Annotated in this window: 16 protein-coding genes; 13 read left to right on the top strand and 3 right to left on the bottom strand. The window is 74.0% G+C overall.

All coding sequences use genetic code 11. The features are described from left to right. Positions 1-52: 52 nt before the first annotated feature. The 5 genes from LBW97_RS16615 (at position 53) to whiG (ending at position 5,030) form a co-directional block, all read left to right on the top strand. A complete protein-coding gene (locus LBW97_RS16615) occupies positions 53-409 on the top strand; it encodes a YraN family protein (RefSeq protein ID WP_224500462.1) in 357 nt (118 codons plus the stop codon). Continuing rightward, positions 409-1,929: a YifB family Mg chelatase-like AAA ATPase gene (locus tag LBW97_RS16620; RefSeq protein WP_224500463.1), complete on the top strand. Its 1,521-nt coding sequence runs from the start codon at positions 409-411 to the stop codon at positions 1,927-1,929. The genes LBW97_RS16615 and LBW97_RS16620 overlap by 1 nt, the downstream gene beginning before the upstream one ends. Further along, the gene (gene dprA / locus LBW97_RS16625) at positions 1,926-3,167 is read left to right on the top strand and encodes a DNA-processing protein DprA (RefSeq protein WP_224500464.1); all 1,242 of its coding nucleotides are present in this window, start codon (positions 1,926-1,928) and stop codon (positions 3,165-3,167) included. The genes LBW97_RS16620 and dprA overlap by 4 nt, the downstream gene beginning before the upstream one ends. A gap of 31 nt (positions 3,168-3,198) precedes the next feature. After that, positions 3,199-4,137: a tyrosine recombinase XerC gene (locus LBW97_RS16630; RefSeq protein ID WP_224500465.1), complete on the top strand. Its 939-nt coding sequence runs from the start codon at positions 3,199-3,201 to the stop codon at positions 4,135-4,137. 92 nt (positions 4,138-4,229) lie between these two features. After that, positions 4,230-5,030, top strand: a complete 801-nt coding sequence (gene whiG, locus LBW97_RS16635) for an RNA polymerase sigma factor WhiG (RefSeq protein ID WP_224500466.1) — start codon at positions 4,230-4,232, stop codon at positions 5,028-5,030. On the opposite strand, the gene LBW97_RS16640 is transcribed toward whiG, so the two are convergent. Beyond that, positions 4,954-5,601 carry a peptidoglycan DD-metalloendopeptidase family protein gene (locus LBW97_RS16640; RefSeq protein WP_308010492.1) on the bottom strand — a complete coding sequence of 216 codons (648 nt, stop codon included), beginning with the start codon at positions 5,599-5,601 and terminating at the stop codon, positions 4,954-4,956. The genes whiG and LBW97_RS16640 overlap by 77 nt on opposite strands. A gap of 83 nt (positions 5,602-5,684) precedes the next feature. Continuing rightward, on the bottom strand, positions 5,685-6,860 hold the full coding sequence (locus LBW97_RS16645) for a hypothetical protein (protein ID WP_224500467.1): 1,176 nt from the start codon (positions 6,858-6,860) through the stop codon (positions 5,685-5,687). A 307-nt stretch (positions 6,861-7,167) separates the two neighbouring features. On the opposite strand from LBW97_RS16645, the gene rpsB reads away from it, so the two are divergent. The 5 genes from rpsB (at position 7,168) to LBW97_RS16670 (ending at position 11,628) form a co-directional block, all read left to right on the top strand. Then, positions 7,168-8,094: a 30S ribosomal protein S2 gene (rpsB, locus tag LBW97_RS16650; RefSeq protein ID WP_224500468.1), complete on the top strand. Its 927-nt coding sequence runs from the start codon at positions 7,168-7,170 to the stop codon at positions 8,092-8,094. 86 nt (positions 8,095-8,180) lie between these two features. Beyond that, complete coding sequence (gene tsf / locus LBW97_RS16655) at positions 8,181-8,996, top strand: translation elongation factor Ts (protein ID WP_224500469.1); 816 nt, start codon at positions 8,181-8,183, stop codon at positions 8,994-8,996. 126 nt (positions 8,997-9,122) lie between these two features. Beyond that, a complete protein-coding gene (gene pyrH, locus LBW97_RS16660; RefSeq protein WP_224500514.1) occupies positions 9,123-9,878 on the top strand; it encodes a UMP kinase in 756 nt (251 codons plus the stop codon). Between the two features lie 68 nt (positions 9,879-9,946). Continuing rightward, a complete protein-coding gene (gene frr, locus LBW97_RS16665; protein ID WP_224500470.1) occupies positions 9,947-10,504 on the top strand; it encodes a ribosome recycling factor in 558 nt (185 codons plus the stop codon). 23 nt (positions 10,505-10,527) lie between these two features. Beyond that, positions 10,528-11,628: a phosphatidate cytidylyltransferase gene (locus tag LBW97_RS16670; protein WP_224500471.1), complete on the top strand. Its 1,101-nt coding sequence runs from the start codon at positions 10,528-10,530 to the stop codon at positions 11,626-11,628. Here the strand turns inward: LBW97_RS16670 and LBW97_RS20265 are convergent. Further along, entirely contained in the window at positions 11,625-12,713 is a 1,089-nt protein-coding gene (locus tag LBW97_RS20265; RefSeq protein WP_308010493.1) for a GNAT family N-acetyltransferase, read from the bottom strand. The genes LBW97_RS16670 and LBW97_RS20265 overlap by 4 nt on opposite strands. A 101-nt stretch (positions 12,714-12,814) precedes the next feature. On the opposite strand from LBW97_RS20265, the gene LBW97_RS16685 reads away from it, so the two are divergent. The 3 genes from LBW97_RS16685 to LBW97_RS16695 are packed head-to-tail and all read left to right on the top strand — an operon-like array spanning position 12,815 to position 15,068. Then, positions 12,815-13,801, top strand: a complete 987-nt coding sequence (locus tag LBW97_RS16685) for a DUF2332 domain-containing protein (protein ID WP_224500472.1) — start codon at positions 12,815-12,817, stop codon at positions 13,799-13,801. After that, positions 13,798-14,445: an RNA methyltransferase gene (locus LBW97_RS16690; protein ID WP_224500473.1), complete on the top strand. Its 648-nt coding sequence runs from the start codon at positions 13,798-13,800 to the stop codon at positions 14,443-14,445. The genes LBW97_RS16685 and LBW97_RS16690 overlap by 4 nt, the downstream gene beginning before the upstream one ends. After that, entirely contained in the window at positions 14,442-15,068 is a 627-nt protein-coding gene (locus tag LBW97_RS16695) for a GyrI-like domain-containing protein (protein WP_224500474.1), read from the top strand. The genes LBW97_RS16690 and LBW97_RS16695 overlap by 4 nt, the downstream gene beginning before the upstream one ends. The last annotated feature ends 4 nt before the right edge of the window (positions 15,069-15,072 follow it).

A 15,072-nucleotide genomic window follows, 5' to 3' on the forward strand; every position in this document is an offset into this window, starting at 1 on the left:
CAGATGACTGGCAGCCCTTCGACCCGGCGTCGCGTTCCGGCACGGTCGAGGGGTGCCTCCAACTACCGAGCTCGGTGCCCGCGGTGAACAGATCGCCGTCGCCCATCTGACCGACGCCGGCCTGCGCGTCCTGGACCGCAACTGGCGCTGCCGCGAGGGCGAGATCGACCTCGTGGCCCGCGACGGCGATGCCCTCGTCTTCTGCGAGGTGAAGGCGCGCAGGGGCCTCGGGTACGGGCATCCCGCCGAGGCGGTCACGCCCGCCAAGCGCCGTCGCATCCGGCTGCTCGCGCAGCGCTGGCTCGCCGCCCACGACGAGCACGCGCCCGAGGTGCGGTTCGACGTGGTGGGGGTGCTGGTGAGGGCCGGCGCGCCCGCTGAGGTCATGCACCTTCGCGGAGCCTTCTGATGACCCTCGCCCGCACCTGGTCGGTGGGCCTCGCGGGGGTCCGGGGCGCGATGGTCGAGGTGGAGGTGGACATCGCCGCCGGGCTGCCCGGGGTGGCGCTCGTCGGCCTGCCCGACGCGGTGGTTCGGCAGTCGGTGGACCGGGTGCGTGCCGCCATCGCGAACGCCGGGGGTGAGTTCCCGGCCCGCCGGATCACGATCGGACTGTCCCCGGCGTCAATGCCCAAGCAGGGGAGCGGCTTCGACCTCGCGCTGGCGGCCGCGGTGCTCGCCGCAGCGGGGACGGTGCCCGGTTCGGCCGTGGACCACCTGGTGCTGCTCGGCGAGCTCGGGCTCGACGGCTCCGTCCGTGGCATCCGCGGCATCCTGCCCGCGGTCCTGGCGGCGGCGCGGGCGGGGCACGACCAGGTCGTGGTGCCCACGGCCAACGCCGCCGAGGCCGCCCTCGTGGACCGGATCGACGTGCTCGCCGTCGAGACGCTCGGACAGCTCGTCGGCCACCTGAAGGGTGAGACGCGCCTGCAGCCCCACGTGCGGGGTGCGTTGCCACCGGAGCCGCCGTCCCCCGATCTCGGGGACGTCGTGGGGCAGGCCGCCGGGCGACGGGCGGTCGAGGTCGCGGCAGCCGGCGGCCATCACCTGTACCTCGCCGGCCCGCCCGGAGCCGGCAAGACCATGCTCGCCGAACGTCTGCCGGGGCTGCTGCCCGCCCTCGACGAGCAGGCCGCCCTCGAGGTGACCGCCATCCACTCGGTCGCCGGAACCCTGCCGGCCGACGCCCCGCTGGTCACCCGCCCGACGTTCGAGGCGCCGCACCACTCCGCCACGATGGCGGCGCTGATCGGTGGTGGCTCCGGCCAGATCCGCCCGGGCGCGCTCTGCCGGGCTCACCGCGGAGTTCTTTTTCTGGACGAAGCTCCCGAGTTCCCCCGCGCCGTGCTCGACACCTTGCGCCAGCCCTTGGAGCGCGGGCAGGTCACGATCCAGCGGGCAGCCGGGGCAGCGACGTTCCCGTGCCGCGCCCAGCTGGTCCTGGCCGCGAACCCGTGCCCGTGCGCGAGCGCCGCTGGTGACACCGCGTGCACCTGCAGCCCGCTGGAGCGCCGCCGCTACCAGTCACGACTGTCCGGTCCACTGCTGGACCGGGTCGACCTGCGCGTCGAGCTGCCGCCGGTGACACGGGCCGCGTGGCTCGACGGACTGCCGGCTCCCGAGTCCACCGCTGTCGTCGCCGGCCGGGTGGCCGACGCGCGTGCGGCGGCGGGGGAGCGGCTCGCCGGCACCGGCCTGACGGTCAACAGCGAGGTGCCCGGGCGCATGCTGCGGGAGCGCTTCGTCGTGCCGCGGATCGCGTTGCGGCTGGCGGAACGGGCGCTGGAGCGGGGCGCGATCTCCGTGCGTGGCTTCGACCGCGTCGTCCGGGTCGCCTGGACGTTGAGCGACCTGGCGGGGCGCACGGTCCCCGGCGCCGACGAGGTCGCCGAGGCGCTGGGCATGCGGCTGCAGCGGGCCGCGGCATGAGCACTCTCGAGGAGGACCTGGAGGCGGCCGCCGGCGTTCCGGGGAGCACGGGTCCGGGCGTGCGTCGCGCACGGGCCTGGCTGACCCGTGCGGTCGAGCCGGGCACCGTCGATCTCTGGCGCTACGTGGAGGACGTCGGACCGGTCGAGGCCGTGCGGCGGCTGCGCTCGGGCGTCGCACCGGCGAGCATCCGATCACTGGCCGGCCCACGGGTGGACCAGGACGAGACGGGAGCCGACTTCCGGCGGGCCGAGCGGTGCGGAGCGCGGCTGGTCGTCCCCGAGGACGACGAGTGGCCGGCCCTCTCGCTGCACGCGCTCACCGTCGCCGCTGCGCAAGAGCCACTCGAGCGCAAGTACCAGACCGACCGGACGCAGGCGCTCATCCCGCCGATCGCGCTCTGGGTCCGGGGCGCCGCGCGCCTCGACGAGGTCACCGACCGGTCCGTGGGCGTGGTCGGCGCCCGTGCGGCCACCGCCTACGGCGAGCACGTGGCGGGGGAGCTGGGGCACCAGCTCGGCGAGCGCGGCTGGACCGTCGTGTCGGGTGGAGCGTTCGGCATCGACGGCGCCGCGCACCGCGGAGCGCTGGCCGCCGGTGTGCCGACCGTCGCCGTCCTCTCCTGCGGGGTGGATCGCCCGTACCCCGCGGGGAACGGCGCGCTCTTCGCCCGGATCGCCGAGACCGGGCTGCTGGTCAGCGAATGGCCGCCGGGGTGCGCCCCGCTGCGCCACCGGTTCCTCGTCCGCAACCGGCTGATCGCCGCGCTCACCCGGGGAACGGTGGTCGTGGAGGCGGCGGCCAGGTCCGGCGCCCAGGCGACGGCCAAGCGCGCCCAGAAGCTGGGCCGGCCGGTGCTGGTCGTGCCGGGACCGGTCACGAGCGCGCTCTCGGTCGGCTGCCACGAGTTGCTGCGCGACGAGGACGTCGACGCCACGCTCGTGACCTCGGCGGCACAGGTCATCGAGGCCGTCGGCAGCATCGGCAGCGATCTGGCCCCACTCGTCGAGCGGCCCGCCTCCCCGCGGGACGGGCTCTCCGACCTCGCCACACGGGTCCTCGACGCCTGTCCGGTCCGACTCGGAGTGCCTCCGGAACGGCTGGCCGCGATCGCCGGCTGCGACGTGCTGGAGGTCCTCCGCGTGCTCCCCGCCCTGGAGCTCGCCGAGCTCGTCCAGTGGACCGGAACGGGCTGGCGGCTGACTCCGGCGCCGAAGCCGACCGGCGCGGCGCCTTGACCAGCGCCGCGCGCCGACGGACGGTGCCCCCGTGTCCAGTCCCAGCACCGCCGAGGTCCGCGCCGGGCTGCCGCCCGCGCTGGCCGAGGCGCTGGCCGGCTACGAGGAGCATCTGACCGCGCAACGCGACCTGTCGGAGAACACCATCCGCGGCTACGTGGGCGATGCGGTGCGGATGCTCGACCACCTCGCCCGCCGTGGTGGACAGCAGCCGCACGACCTCGACCTGGCCACGCTCCGCAGCTGGCTGGCCCAGGGGCGCACGCGTGGGCACAGTCGGTCGACCACCGCCCGCAACGCGGCGAGCGCCCGTTCCTTCACGGCCTGGCTGCGTCGCGCGCAGCTGCTGCCCGAGGACGTCGGCCAGCGGCTGGTCAGCCCGCGCGCCCGCCGGACGCTGCCCGACGTGCTCGCGCCGGCGCAGGCGCGGGAACTCGTGGAGAGCACCGCAGGCGCCGAGGAGCCGGTCGGCCTGCGCGACGCCGTCGTCCTGGAGCTGCTCTACGCCAGCGGTATCCGCGTCAGCGAGCTGGTCGGTCTGGACATCGACGACGTCGACCGCGGCCGGCGGCTGCTCCGGGTGCTCGGCAAGGGCAGCAAGGAGCGCAGCGTGCCCTACGGCGTGCCCGCGGAGCGCGCGCTGGACGCCTGGCTCGCCCGCGGCCGCCCGGCCCTCGCCACGCCCGACTCCGGCCCCGCCTTGTTGCTGGGACTCCGGGGACGCCGGCTCGACGCCCGTGAGGCCCGGCGCACCGTGCACGCCGCCACGGCCCGGGTTCCTGGCGCTCCCGACATCGGTCCGCACGGACTCCGGCACTCCGCCGCCACGCACGTGCTGGAGGGCGGCGCGGACCTGCGCTCCGTACAGGAGCTGCTCGGCCACGCTAGCCTCGCGACGACACAGATCTATACGCACGTGACCGTCGAGCGGCTCCGTGCGGTCCACGCCCAGGCGCACCCGCGTGCCTGAGGCCGACGGCCGGGCGGCAGGCGGCGCAGCGGCAGTCATGACCACGCGGGGCCACGGATGGGGAACCCGCAGCACGACCGAGGAGTGCGACCGTGTCTGAGGCAACGATCCACCGGCTCGACGAGTCCGGCGAGGACACCGACGCCATGCTGGCCGAGCTGTGGAACCGCTACGTCGAGGGCCGCGACTCCGCGCTCCGCGACCGGCTGATCCTGCACTACGCGCCGCTGGTCAAGTACGTCGCCGGCCGCGTCGGCAGCGGTCTGCCCGCCCACGTCGAGCAGGCCGACCTCATCTCCTACGGCACCTTCGGTCTGATCGACGCCATCACGCGCTACGAGCCCACCCGCGAGGTGAAGTTCGAGAGCTACGCGATGTCGCGCATCCGCGGCGCGATCATCGACGAGCTGCGCAACACCGACTGGATCCCGCGGTCTGTCCGCGTCAAGGCCCGTCTCTTCGAGCGCACCGTCGCCGAGCTCGAGGCCAAGTACCGCCGCACGCCGACCGACGAGGAGGTCGCCGACGCCATGGAGATGGACGTCGACGACATCCGCAAGTTCCTCGGCCAGCTCTCCCTGGTCAACGTGGTCGCGCTCGACGAGCTGCTCACCGACGACGACGGCGGCGCCCCCCGCCTCGGGGACACGCTGCGGGACCCCAGCGCGCTGGACCCGCAGGCGATGGCCGAGCACGGCGAGGCGCGGCAGCTGCTGGCCCGCGCGGTCGAGCAGCTGCCGGAGCGGGAGAAGGTCGTCGTCTCCCTCTACTACTTCGAGGGCCTGACCCTGGCCGACATCGGCCGCGTCCTGGGTGTCACCGAGAGCCGCATCTGCCAGCTGCACACCAAGGCGGTCCTGCACCTGCGCACCAAGCTCGCCGACATCGCCTGACGCCCGCCCCTCTCGAGGCGCTCCACCGGGAGCCGGTCGCCCGCTGGACGCCCGACCTGGCTCCCTCGACCGGCAGCAGCCGGACCCGGGGCGGGCGCAGCAGGTGCAGCGGATCGAGGTAGGTCTCGCCGCGGCGCAGCCCCCAGTGCAGGCACGCGGCGGCGGGGCAGCCGGCATGCCCGCTGACCAGCGTGCCCAGGGGTTCGCCTCGGCGGACCGGCTGTCCCGAGCCCAGAAGTGCGGCCACCGGTTCGTACGTCGTCCGGAGACCGCCGGCGTGGTCGACGCTCACCACGGGGCGTCCGGCGACCATGCCGGCGAAGACCACGATGCCGTCGCCCGCCGCCAGCACCGGCGCCCCCGGTGCGGTGGCCAGGTCGACGCCGCGGTGGCCCGGTCCGTAGGCGTGGGCGGGCGCCTCGAACGGCCGGGTGACGGCCAGGACACCGGACAGGGGAGCGGTCCACGGCGGAACGAGCCCGGGCAGCGGGGGCGTCGGGGGAGCGGCCGAGACGGGCAGGGCGGCGCCGATCACCAGCAGCCACGCGACGAGGAACGCTCGGAAGGGCACCGGTCGATGCTCGCCCGGGGGACGGGCGACCGAGCGGCGACGCGGAGATCTGTGGACGGCCCGGAGGGCTGTGGAGACGGGCCTCAGCGCGACTCCGGATCCGTCGCCTCCAGAACGGCCGCCCGGCGCTCGGGAGTCAGGGCCGCCGCCGCCGCGCGCATCAGCGCCGTCCGGGCAGCCACCGTCTCGTCGTCCTCACCGGCCTCGAGCACGATCAGGAAGCGGCCGTCCAGCGCGGCGGCGCCGTAGGACTGCGTGAACGCCGCGAGCCAGCCCTCCGGCAACGGCTCCCCGCCCTCGGCCTCGACCTCGGCGGCAAGCTGCGCCCGCGCGGCGTCGAGATCGGCGTCGTCGGACAGCGCCCACACGGTCAGGAACACCCGGGCATCGGCAGGAGTTCCGGGAGCGGTCGTCGTCCGGAGCAGGACCTTCCAACCGCGGTCCAGCGGCTGGTCGTCGGTGAGCTCACCGGCGAGCAGCGACGCCGCCCAGGCCGCTGTCTCCTCCAGCTCGGCTGTGCTCGCCCGCTCCTCGAACCGGCTGCCGGCCAGCCCGGGGACCGCGACGACGACCGCGTCCACGATCGGTGGCTCGCCCCGCTCCCGGCCGACCGCGATCAGGCCGGGCACGACCAGGACGGGGACGGCGATGATGACGGCGACGCGGACCAGCAGCCGGACGCGCCGGGGACCGGGTCCCTTGGACGGGATGGACGGCGGCCCGGGTCGTCCCTGGCCGGCCGCGGAGGCGGCCCATTTAAGGCGGAGGCGCACCACCAGGAGGCAGCCCCCGACGACGAGCAGGTAGCTGCCCCAAGTGCAGTAGGCGAACACCGGCACGGCCTCGAGGACGCCGTCGTCGTAGCGGCTGGGCGGTGGCGCGACCAGGAACGAGGTGGCCGCGGTTCCCACCATCAGGCCCGAGAGCCAGGCCGGGTAGCGCCGCCCACGCGCGACGGACAGCTCGCCGACCACCGCGGCCAGACCGAGCAGCGCCGGCAGGATCGCCGCACCCAGGGCCTGTCGGCCGCCGGTCGGCATCAGGTGCTCCATGCCCCAGGCCAGCTCCTCGTGCCCGCGCAGCACCACACCCGCGATCACCACGAGCGGAACGGAGAGCACCACGAGCACCCCCGCCAGCCGGCTGCCACCGGTGAGGTCGGACCCCGGCGGGCGAGAGGCGTTCGCCTCGGCGTGCCGGTCCCGGGCGGCCCGGGCCCGCTGCCTGCGGGAGAGGCGCTCCGGAGCGGGGTGGGGCATGGGGCGGCACTCCTGCTGGGTCGACGGGACCGGGTCGTTCCGGACGAGGAGCCTGCCACGGGAGCGCCTGTCGACCGGCGGGAAAGCCGGAGCCTGTGGACGCGTATGCTCTCCGGTGCGACCCGTCTCGGCGGGTCGACTTCGCGCGTCCTTCTTCCCGCCCATCGGCGGGGCAGTCGCCACCTCGGTCCCGGCCCAGAGCCGGGTGAGTGGTGCCGCGGGACGCCAGGGCGTGCACCACCCGGTGCCCGCAACAACCGGAATCCGCGCGGCCCCCGGCCGCGCGCGTGAGCAGAGAGGCTGCGATATGGCAGTCGTCAGCATGAAGCAGCTGCTCGACAGCGGCGTCCACTTCGGGCACCAGACCCGTCGCTGGAACCCGAAGATGAAGCGCTTCATCTTCACCGAGCGCAACGGCATCTACATCATCGACCTGCAGCAGACGCTCGGGTACATCGACAACGCCTACGAGTTCGTCAAGCAGACCGTGGCCCACGGCGGCTCGATCCTGTTCGTCGGCACGAAGCGTCAGGCGCAGGAGGTCGTGGCCGAGCAGGCCACCCGCGTGGGCATGCCCTACGTCAACCAGCGCTGGCTCGGCGGCATGCTCACCAACTTCCAGACGGTCTACAAGCGCCTCGAGCGTCTCAAGGAGATCGAGGACATGGAGCAGACCGGCGTGCTGGTCTCCCTGTCCAAGAAGGAGCAGCTGGTCCTCAGCCGCGAGAAGGCGAAGCTGGACCGCTCCCTCGGCGGTATCCGCGACATGAAGAAGGTGCCCAGCGCCATCTGGATCGTGGACACCAAGAAGGAGCACATCGCCGTCGGCGAGGCGCGCAAGCTGAAGATCCCGGTGGTCGCGATCCTCGACACCAACTGCGACCCGGACGAGGTCGACTACAAGATCCCGGGCAACGACGACGCGATCCGCAGCATCGCGGTGCTGACCCGGGTCGTCGCCGACGCCGTCGCCGAGGGCCTCATGGCCCGCTCGGCCGCGCAGGCCAACGCCGGCCGCGAGGCCGGCACCGAGCCCGCCGTCGCCGCCGGTGAGCCGCTGGCCGACTGGGAGCGCGAGCTCCTGACCGGGGGGGCCGACCAGGCCGCCGCCACCCCGCTGCCCGAGACCCCGGCCGAGGCGCCGACCGTCTCCGCCACCGAGGTCGCTCCGGTCGAGGGCGTGCCCGCCACCGGCAGCACCGAGACCGGCACCCAGGGCGCCCAGAACGGCTGATGCCTCCGGCGCCGCCCCGCTCGCGGGGCGGCGCCGCGGCACGTCCACCCATTGCTTCGCACCACCCAGCACATTGAGGAAGTGACATGGCTGAGTTCACTGCGGCCGACGTCAAGCGTCTTCGCGACGCCACCGGCGCCGGCATGATGGACTGCAAGAAGGCCCTCACCGAGGCCGACGGCGACTACGACAAGGCCGTCGAGTTCCTGCGGGTCAAGGGCGCCAAGGACGTCGGCAAGCGGCTCGAGCGCTCCACGACCAACGGCATCGTCGTCAGCAAGGACGGCGCGCTGCTCGAGGTCGACTGCGAGACCGACTTCGTCGCCAAGAACGCCGACTTCATCGCCCTGGCCGAGCGCCTGCTCCAGCTCGGCCTGACGAACAAGGCCACCGACGCGGAGACGCTGCTGAGCAGCGACGCCGACGGGCAGACCGTGGCCGCGCTGGTCGAGGCCGAGTCCGCCCGCATCGGCGAGAAGCTCGTGGTCAGCCGGTTCGTGGCCTTCGAGGGCAGCACCGCCACCTACCTGCACAAGCGGGCCACCGACCTGCCCCCGGCGATCGGTGTCGCGGTGCAGTACTCCGGCGGTTCCGAGGACGCGGCGCGCAGCCTGGCGATGCACATCGCCGCCGCGCGCCCCCGCTTCCTCACCCGTGACGAGGTCCCGGCCGAGACGGTCGAGACCGAGCGCCGCGTCGCCGAGCAGACCGCGAAGGAGGAGGGCAAGCCGGAGCAGGCGATCGTCAAGATCGTCGAGGGCCGCGTCAACGCCTTCTACAAGGACTTCGTCCTGCTCGAGCAGCCGTCGATCACCGAGCCCAAGCGCACGGTGAAGCAGATCGTCGACGAGGCCGGCATGACCGTCGAGCGGTTCGCCCGCTTCGAGGTCGGCCAGGCCTGACGCAGGACCCGCACGATGAACGGCCCCGCTCCCCGTCCGGGAGCGGGGCCGTTCGCCTGTGCGGCAGGATCACCATCGACACGATGACGAACGAGGGATGACACCTTGACCGACACCACCACGCCCTTGTCCGCTCCCAGCGCCTTCGAGCCGGCCGACGGGCACGGCTACAAGCGCGTGCTGCTGAAGCTCTCCGGCGAGGCGTTCGGCGGGGGCAGCGTCGGTGTGGACTCCGGCATCGTCCACAGCATCGCCCGGCAGCTCGCCGAGGTCGTGCACGGCGGTACCCAGGTCGCCGTCGTCGTCGGTGGCGGCAACTTCTTCCGCGGGGCCGAGCTCGCGCAGGCGGGCATGGACCGCCGGCACGCCGACTACATGGGCATGCTGGGCACGGTCATGAACGCGCTCGCGCTGCAGGCGTTCTGCGAGCAGGTCGGCCTGGAGACCCGGGTCCAGACGGCGATCGAGATGGGCCAGGTCGCCGAGCCCTACATCCCGCGCAAGGCGGTCCGGCACCTGGAGAAGGGTCGGCTGGTCATCTTCGGCGCGGGCGCCGGCATGCCCTACTTCTCCACCGACACCGTCGCCGCCCAGCGCGCCCTTGAGATCGGCTGCCAGGTGCTGCTGATGGCCAAGAACGGCGTCGACGGCGTCTACGACGACGACCCGCGCACCAACCCCGCCGCCCAGATGTACACCGATCTGGACTACGCGAAGGTGCTCGCCGACGAGCTGAAGGTCGCCGATGCGACGGCCATCAGCCTGTCCATGGAGAACCGCATGCCGATCGTCGTGTTCAACCTGCTGACGGACGGCAACATCGCGCGAGCGGCGTCAGGTGAGAAGATCGGCACGCTGATCAGCCAGTCCGCCGAGTCCTGACGGACCGGCCGACCCACGAACCCAGAGAGACGACGGCGGAGGTACCGCCGCCGATGGAGGGAAGACCCGTGATCGACGACACCCTGCTCGACGCCGAGGAGCGGATGGACAAGGCGCTGTCCGTCGCCCGCGAGGACCTCGGCTCGGTGCGCACCGGCCGGGCGGCCCCCTCGATGTTCAACAAGATCATGGTCGACTACTACGGCGCGTACACCCCGGTGCCGCAGATGGCCTCGATCACCGTGCCCGAGGCGCGGATGGCGGTCATCAAGCCCTACGACATGGGCCAGCTGCAGGCCATCGAGCGGGCCATCCGCGACTCCGACCTCGGCGTGAACCCGACCAACGACGGCCAGATCCTCCGCGTGGTGTTCCCGCAGCTGACCGAGGAGCGCCGCCGCGACCTGGTCAAGCAGGCCCGGTCCAAGGGCGAGGACGCCAAGGTCGCGATCCGCAACATCCGGCGCCGCGCCAAGGAGGAGCTCGACCGCATCGCCAAGGACGGCGAGGCCGGCGAGGACGACGTGCGCCGCGCGGAGAAGGAGCTCGACGACCTCACCTCGCAGCACGTCTCCTCGATCGACGACGCGATGAAGAACAAGGAGGCCGAGCTGCTCGAGGTCTGACCTCGCACTCGGCTGCCACGTCCATGACGCCTCCTCCCGCCGACCGCCCGGGCTCCCTCCGCCCGGGTGCCCAGTCGTTCCCGCGGCTCGGCGCCCGGCGCTCCCGGCCGGCCGGCGAGGGCGACACCGGACCGGTGCCGGTGGCCGGCTCCCGGCCCACCCCTCCGCTGCCGCCGCTGCCCTCGCGGGCGCCGCTGCCGGTGTCCGACGACACCGCGGCCTTCCCCCGGACCGGCGCCCCCGGGCCCGCCGTCCCCACGTCGACGGCGGCGCCGCAGCCGGAGATCGACTCGCTGCCGACCACCGAGAAGCCGGTCGGCCGGGCCGGGCGGGACCTGCGCGCGGCGTTCGGCGTGGCGCTCTGCCTCGGCGCGGCCATCGTGGGCACGCTGCTGGTGTGGCCCCCGGCGTTCCTCGCCGTGCTGGCCGCCGCCGTGCTGGTCGCCGTGGTCGAGCTGGGACAGGCGCTGAGGGCCGGAAACTTTCATCCGCCGCTGGTGCCCCTGCTCGTCGGCACCGTCGCCATGGGGGCCCTGGCCTGGACCCGCGGTCCTACCGGGCTGATCACCGGGTTCTTCCTGACCGCGCTCGCCGTGCTGGTGTGGCGGCTGGCCGGCGGTCCCGCGGGCTACCGGCGCGACGCCGCGGCCGGCGTGCTCACCGCGCTCTACGTGCCGCTGTTCGCCGGCTTCGCGGTGCTGCTGCTCGCCCCCGACGACGGCGCCGCCCGGGTCCTGGTGTTCATCGGGACCGTGGTCTGCAGCGACGTCGGTGGCTATGCCGCGGGCGTGCTGTTCGGCAAGCACCCCATGGCGCCGTCCATCAGCCCCAAGAAGTCGTGGGAGGGCTTCGCCGGATCGGTTCTGGCCTGCGTGCTGCTCGGCACGCTGGTGCTCACGCTCACGTTCCACGCACCGTGGTGGACCGGGGTGGTCTTCGGCGTCGCCATCGCCATCACGGCGACCGTCGGCGACCTCGCCGAGTCGCTGATCAAGCGCGACCTCGGGATCAAGGACATGGGCACGATCCTGCCCGGGCACGGCGGCATCATGGACCGGCTGGACTCGCTGCTGCCGTGCGCGGCTCTGGCCTACCTGCTGCTGTCGTTGTTCGCGCCGGTCTAGGTCCAGGCGGACCAGGCACGGCCGACCGGCGCGAAGCCCCGCCGGGCGTACCAGTGCCGGGGCCAGTCATCGGCTGCTGCCTCGAGCACCACCAGGTCGCACCCTGAGCCGTCCGCGAGCTGCAGCGCCCGGCGCAGCAGGGCGTCCGCGTGCCCCCGGCCGCGGGCTGCCGGAGCTGTCAGCACGGAGTCGACCGCCGCGGTCGCGCCGTCCACCCGCAACTGGGCCGAGGCCACCACCTCGCCGTCCTCCCGCACCACGAGGTCGGTGATCGCCACGACGCGGTCGTTCAGGTGCTCGCGGCCGACGAGGTCGGCGACCACCCGGTCGAGATCCCGGCCCAGGTGCGCCAGCCCCCCGCGCCAGGACCGCGCCCAGAAGTCGTGCAGCTCCGGCTGCGGAACCATCTGCACGCGCGCCACGTCCCCGCCCGGCGCGGGCCCGGTGCGCGCCATCAGCACCAGCTCCTCGGTCTCCCAGCCCCGGTCGCGCAGCCCGGCGGCCGTGGTCTCCGCGCCGGGCCAGGCGAGCCAGGCCGCGCGGTGCGGCCAGCCGGCGTTGCCGCCGACCTCTTCGACGGTGGCCTCCACCGCGGCCGCATCGACGGGGCCGGTGAGGACCAGCCGGTTGTTGTCGTGCGAGCGCACGTGGTCGGGGTCGAGCACCGCCACGCCACCGGGCACCTCACCCAGCCCCACGGCGCGGCGCACCGGCAGCGACGCGAAGAACGCGACGGCGCGGCCGAGGAGGTCGCCGGGGGAGGGGAGTGGCGGCAGCGGAGCACGGTAGGGCACCACCGCGATGACGGCGCTCGTCGGCAGGGGTCCGTAGAGGTGCGGGAACAGCATCCCGGCGGGGTCCTCGGGGCGGCCCGGCTCGAACCGCACCGGGTCGGGGAGCCGCGCGGGATCGACCACCAGCAGCGCCACGTCGCGCCGGCCCGGGAAGAGCGCCTGTGCCGGCAGGTGGACCTGGTCCGGTGTCGACAGGTGCACGAAGCCGACGTCGGCCAGCGAGGCCGGCCGGACGACGCCGGCGGTGAGCGCCGCGCGCCAGGCGGCGGGCTCGATCAGATGGAGGACCACGTCCTCCCCACCCTTCGCCGGCTCAGGGCGGGACCCGGGACGCGGCCGAGAGGTACCTGATGTCACCCCGTGATCGTGCCCGACTCTGCGATCCTGCCCGCATGACGGAGGAGGACCTCGAGCACATCGCTCACGGCTACCGCCAGTTCGTGGCCGAGGCGGAGCCCACCTCGCCGCTGTACGCGGACCTGGCCCGGCACGTCGCGGCGTCCCCGGCCGTGCTGGGCTTCCTCGCGGAACTCCCGACCGGGAAGCGGCAGCCCAATCTGCTCTTCGCCGCCCTGCAGTTCCTCGGCGGCGCGCCGGCGGACGGCCTCGACCTCGAGCGCCGGATCACCGAGGACGGCGACCGGGTGCGCGAGGTCCTCCTCACCCGTGCCACCCAGACCAACGAACCTGCCCGCTGCGGCGCCCTGCTGCCGGTGCTCGCCCAGCTGGACGGCCCGCTGACCCTGATCGAGGTCGGCACCTCCGCCGGCCTGTGCCTCTACCCCGACCGGTACGGCTACGACTACGACGGCGTGCGGGTCGGCCCGACGGGCTCCGTCCGCATCCGGGTGGAGACCTCGGGCAATGTGCCGGTGCCGCAGCGGGTGCCCGAGGTGGTGGCCCGCATCGGCATCGACCTCAACCCGCTGGACCCGGCCGACCCCGGGGACCGCGCGTGGCTGCGCGCGCTCGTCTGGCCCGGCCCGGCCGCCGAGGAACGGCTCGCCCGGCTCGAGGCGGCGGCCGAGGTCGCCGCCGCCGAGCCTCCGACCGTCCTGCGCGGCGATCTGGTCGACCGGCTGCCCGACGCGCTGGAGTTCGCGGCCCCCGGCAGCACCGTGGTGGTGATGCACACGGCCGTCCTGCCCTACGTGCCCCGCGACGCGCGGGCGCGGTTCGCCGACGCGGTCGGCGGGCTCCCGGTGCGGTGGCTCGCGCAGGAGCCGCCCGGCGCCGTCCCGGGCACCGGGGAGCGCCCGGCCGGTGGGTGGGGCAGGGAGTTCGTCGTCTCGCTGGACAGCCGGCCGCTGGCCAGATCGGCACCGCACGGCGGGCGGCTCGAGTGGCTGGTCGGCGGACTGGAAGCATCCGGGACGTGACCGAGGACCTCCAGGCAGGCCCCACCGACTGGGGGACGACGGTCGGCGTCGGCCCGTGGGAGGGGCCGTGGCCCGAGGACCCGCGGTACGACCCGCAGCTGCTGGCCGAGGGCGACCGGCGCAACGTCGTCGACAGCTACCGGTACTGGACCGTCGAGGCGATCGTCGCCGATCTCGACGCCCGCCGGCACCCGTTCCACGTCGCCATCGAGAACTTCGGGCACGACTCGAACATCGGCACGGTGGTGCGGACCGCCAACGCCTTCCTCGCCGCCGAGGTGCACGTCGTCGGCCGACGCCGCTGGAACCGGCGCGGAGCGATGGTCACCGACCGCTACCAGCACCTCCGCCACCACGCAGACGTCGGCGGGCTGCTGGAGTTCGCCACCGAGCAGCGGCTCACGGTCGTCGCCGTCGACAACGGCCCGGGCGCCGTGCCGATCGAGACCGCCGACCTGCCGGAGCGGTGCGTGCTGCTGTTCGGCCAGGAGGGGCCGGGGCTCACCGAGCAGGCCCGCGAAGGTGCGGCCATGACCGTCTCGATCGCCCAGTTCGGCTCCACCCGCTCCATCAACGCCGGGGTGGCCGCGGGGATCGCCATGCACGCGTGGATCCGGGCGCACGCGGCCATCGGAGAGCCGTGACCGACAAGGTCGACCTCAAGCGTTCACTGGACGCCTACCGGGCCGTCCGGGGTCGGTTCCGCGTCGTCGACGTGCCCGAGCTGCAGTACCTGATGATCGACGGGCACGGCGACCCGAACACCTCGCCGGCGGTCGCCGAGGCCGTGGCGGCGCTCTACCCGGTGGCCTACGGGATGAAGTTCGCGAGCAAGGTGGAGCTGGGGCGGGACTACGTCGTGCCGCCGCTCGAGGGGCTGTGGTGGGCCGAGGACATGCGCTCCTTCACCGCGGCGCGGGACAAGACCCGGTGGAACTGGTCCCTGATGCTCCTGACCCCGGACTGGATCGACCGGCCCACGTTCCTCGCGGCCGCCGGACGGGCCGCTGCCCGGAAGCGCCCCGCCCGGCTGGACGACGTGCGTCTGGAGACGCTGGCCGAGGGACGGTGCGTGCAGACGCTGCACGTCGGGTCCTTCGACGACGAGGCCGAGGTGCTCGCGCACCTGCACGACGTGGTGATCCCCGATCTCGGGTTCCACATGACCGGCCGCCACCACGAGATCTACCTGAGCGATCCCCGCAGGACCGCGCCCGCCAGGCAGCGGACCATCCTCCGGCAGCCGGTGGCCCCGGCGCTCGGGTAGGCGG

The organism is Blastococcus sp. LR1, from assembly GCF_020166105.1.
Lineage (GTDB): Bacteria > Actinomycetota > Actinomycetes > Mycobacteriales > Geodermatophilaceae > Blastococcus.

Bases quoted from the DNA above. Each gene is read 5' to 3' on its own strand.
- dprA (WP_224500464.1), top strand. From the start codon at position 1,926: ATGAGCACTCTCGAGGAGGACCTGGAGGCGGCCGCCGGCGTTCCGGGG.
- tsf (WP_224500469.1), top strand. From the start codon at position 8,181: ATGGCTGAGTTCACTGCGGCCGACGTCAAGCGTCTTCGCGACGCCACC.
- LBW97_RS16685 (WP_224500472.1), top strand. From the start codon at position 12,815: ATGACGGAGGAGGACCTCGAGCACATCGCTCACGGCTACCGCCAGTTC.
- LBW97_RS16620 (WP_224500463.1), top strand. From the start codon at position 409: ATGACCCTCGCCCGCACCTGGTCGGTGGGCCTCGCGGGGGTCCGGGGC.
- LBW97_RS16645 (WP_224500467.1), bottom strand. From the start codon at position 6,860: ATGCCCCACCCCGCTCCGGAGCGCCTCTCCCGCAGGCAGCGGGCCCGG.
- rpsB (WP_224500468.1), top strand. From the start codon at position 7,168: ATGGCAGTCGTCAGCATGAAGCAGCTGCTCGACAGCGGCGTCCACTTC.
- LBW97_RS16670 (WP_224500471.1), top strand. From the start codon at position 10,528: ATGACGCCTCCTCCCGCCGACCGCCCGGGCTCCCTCCGCCCGGGTGCC.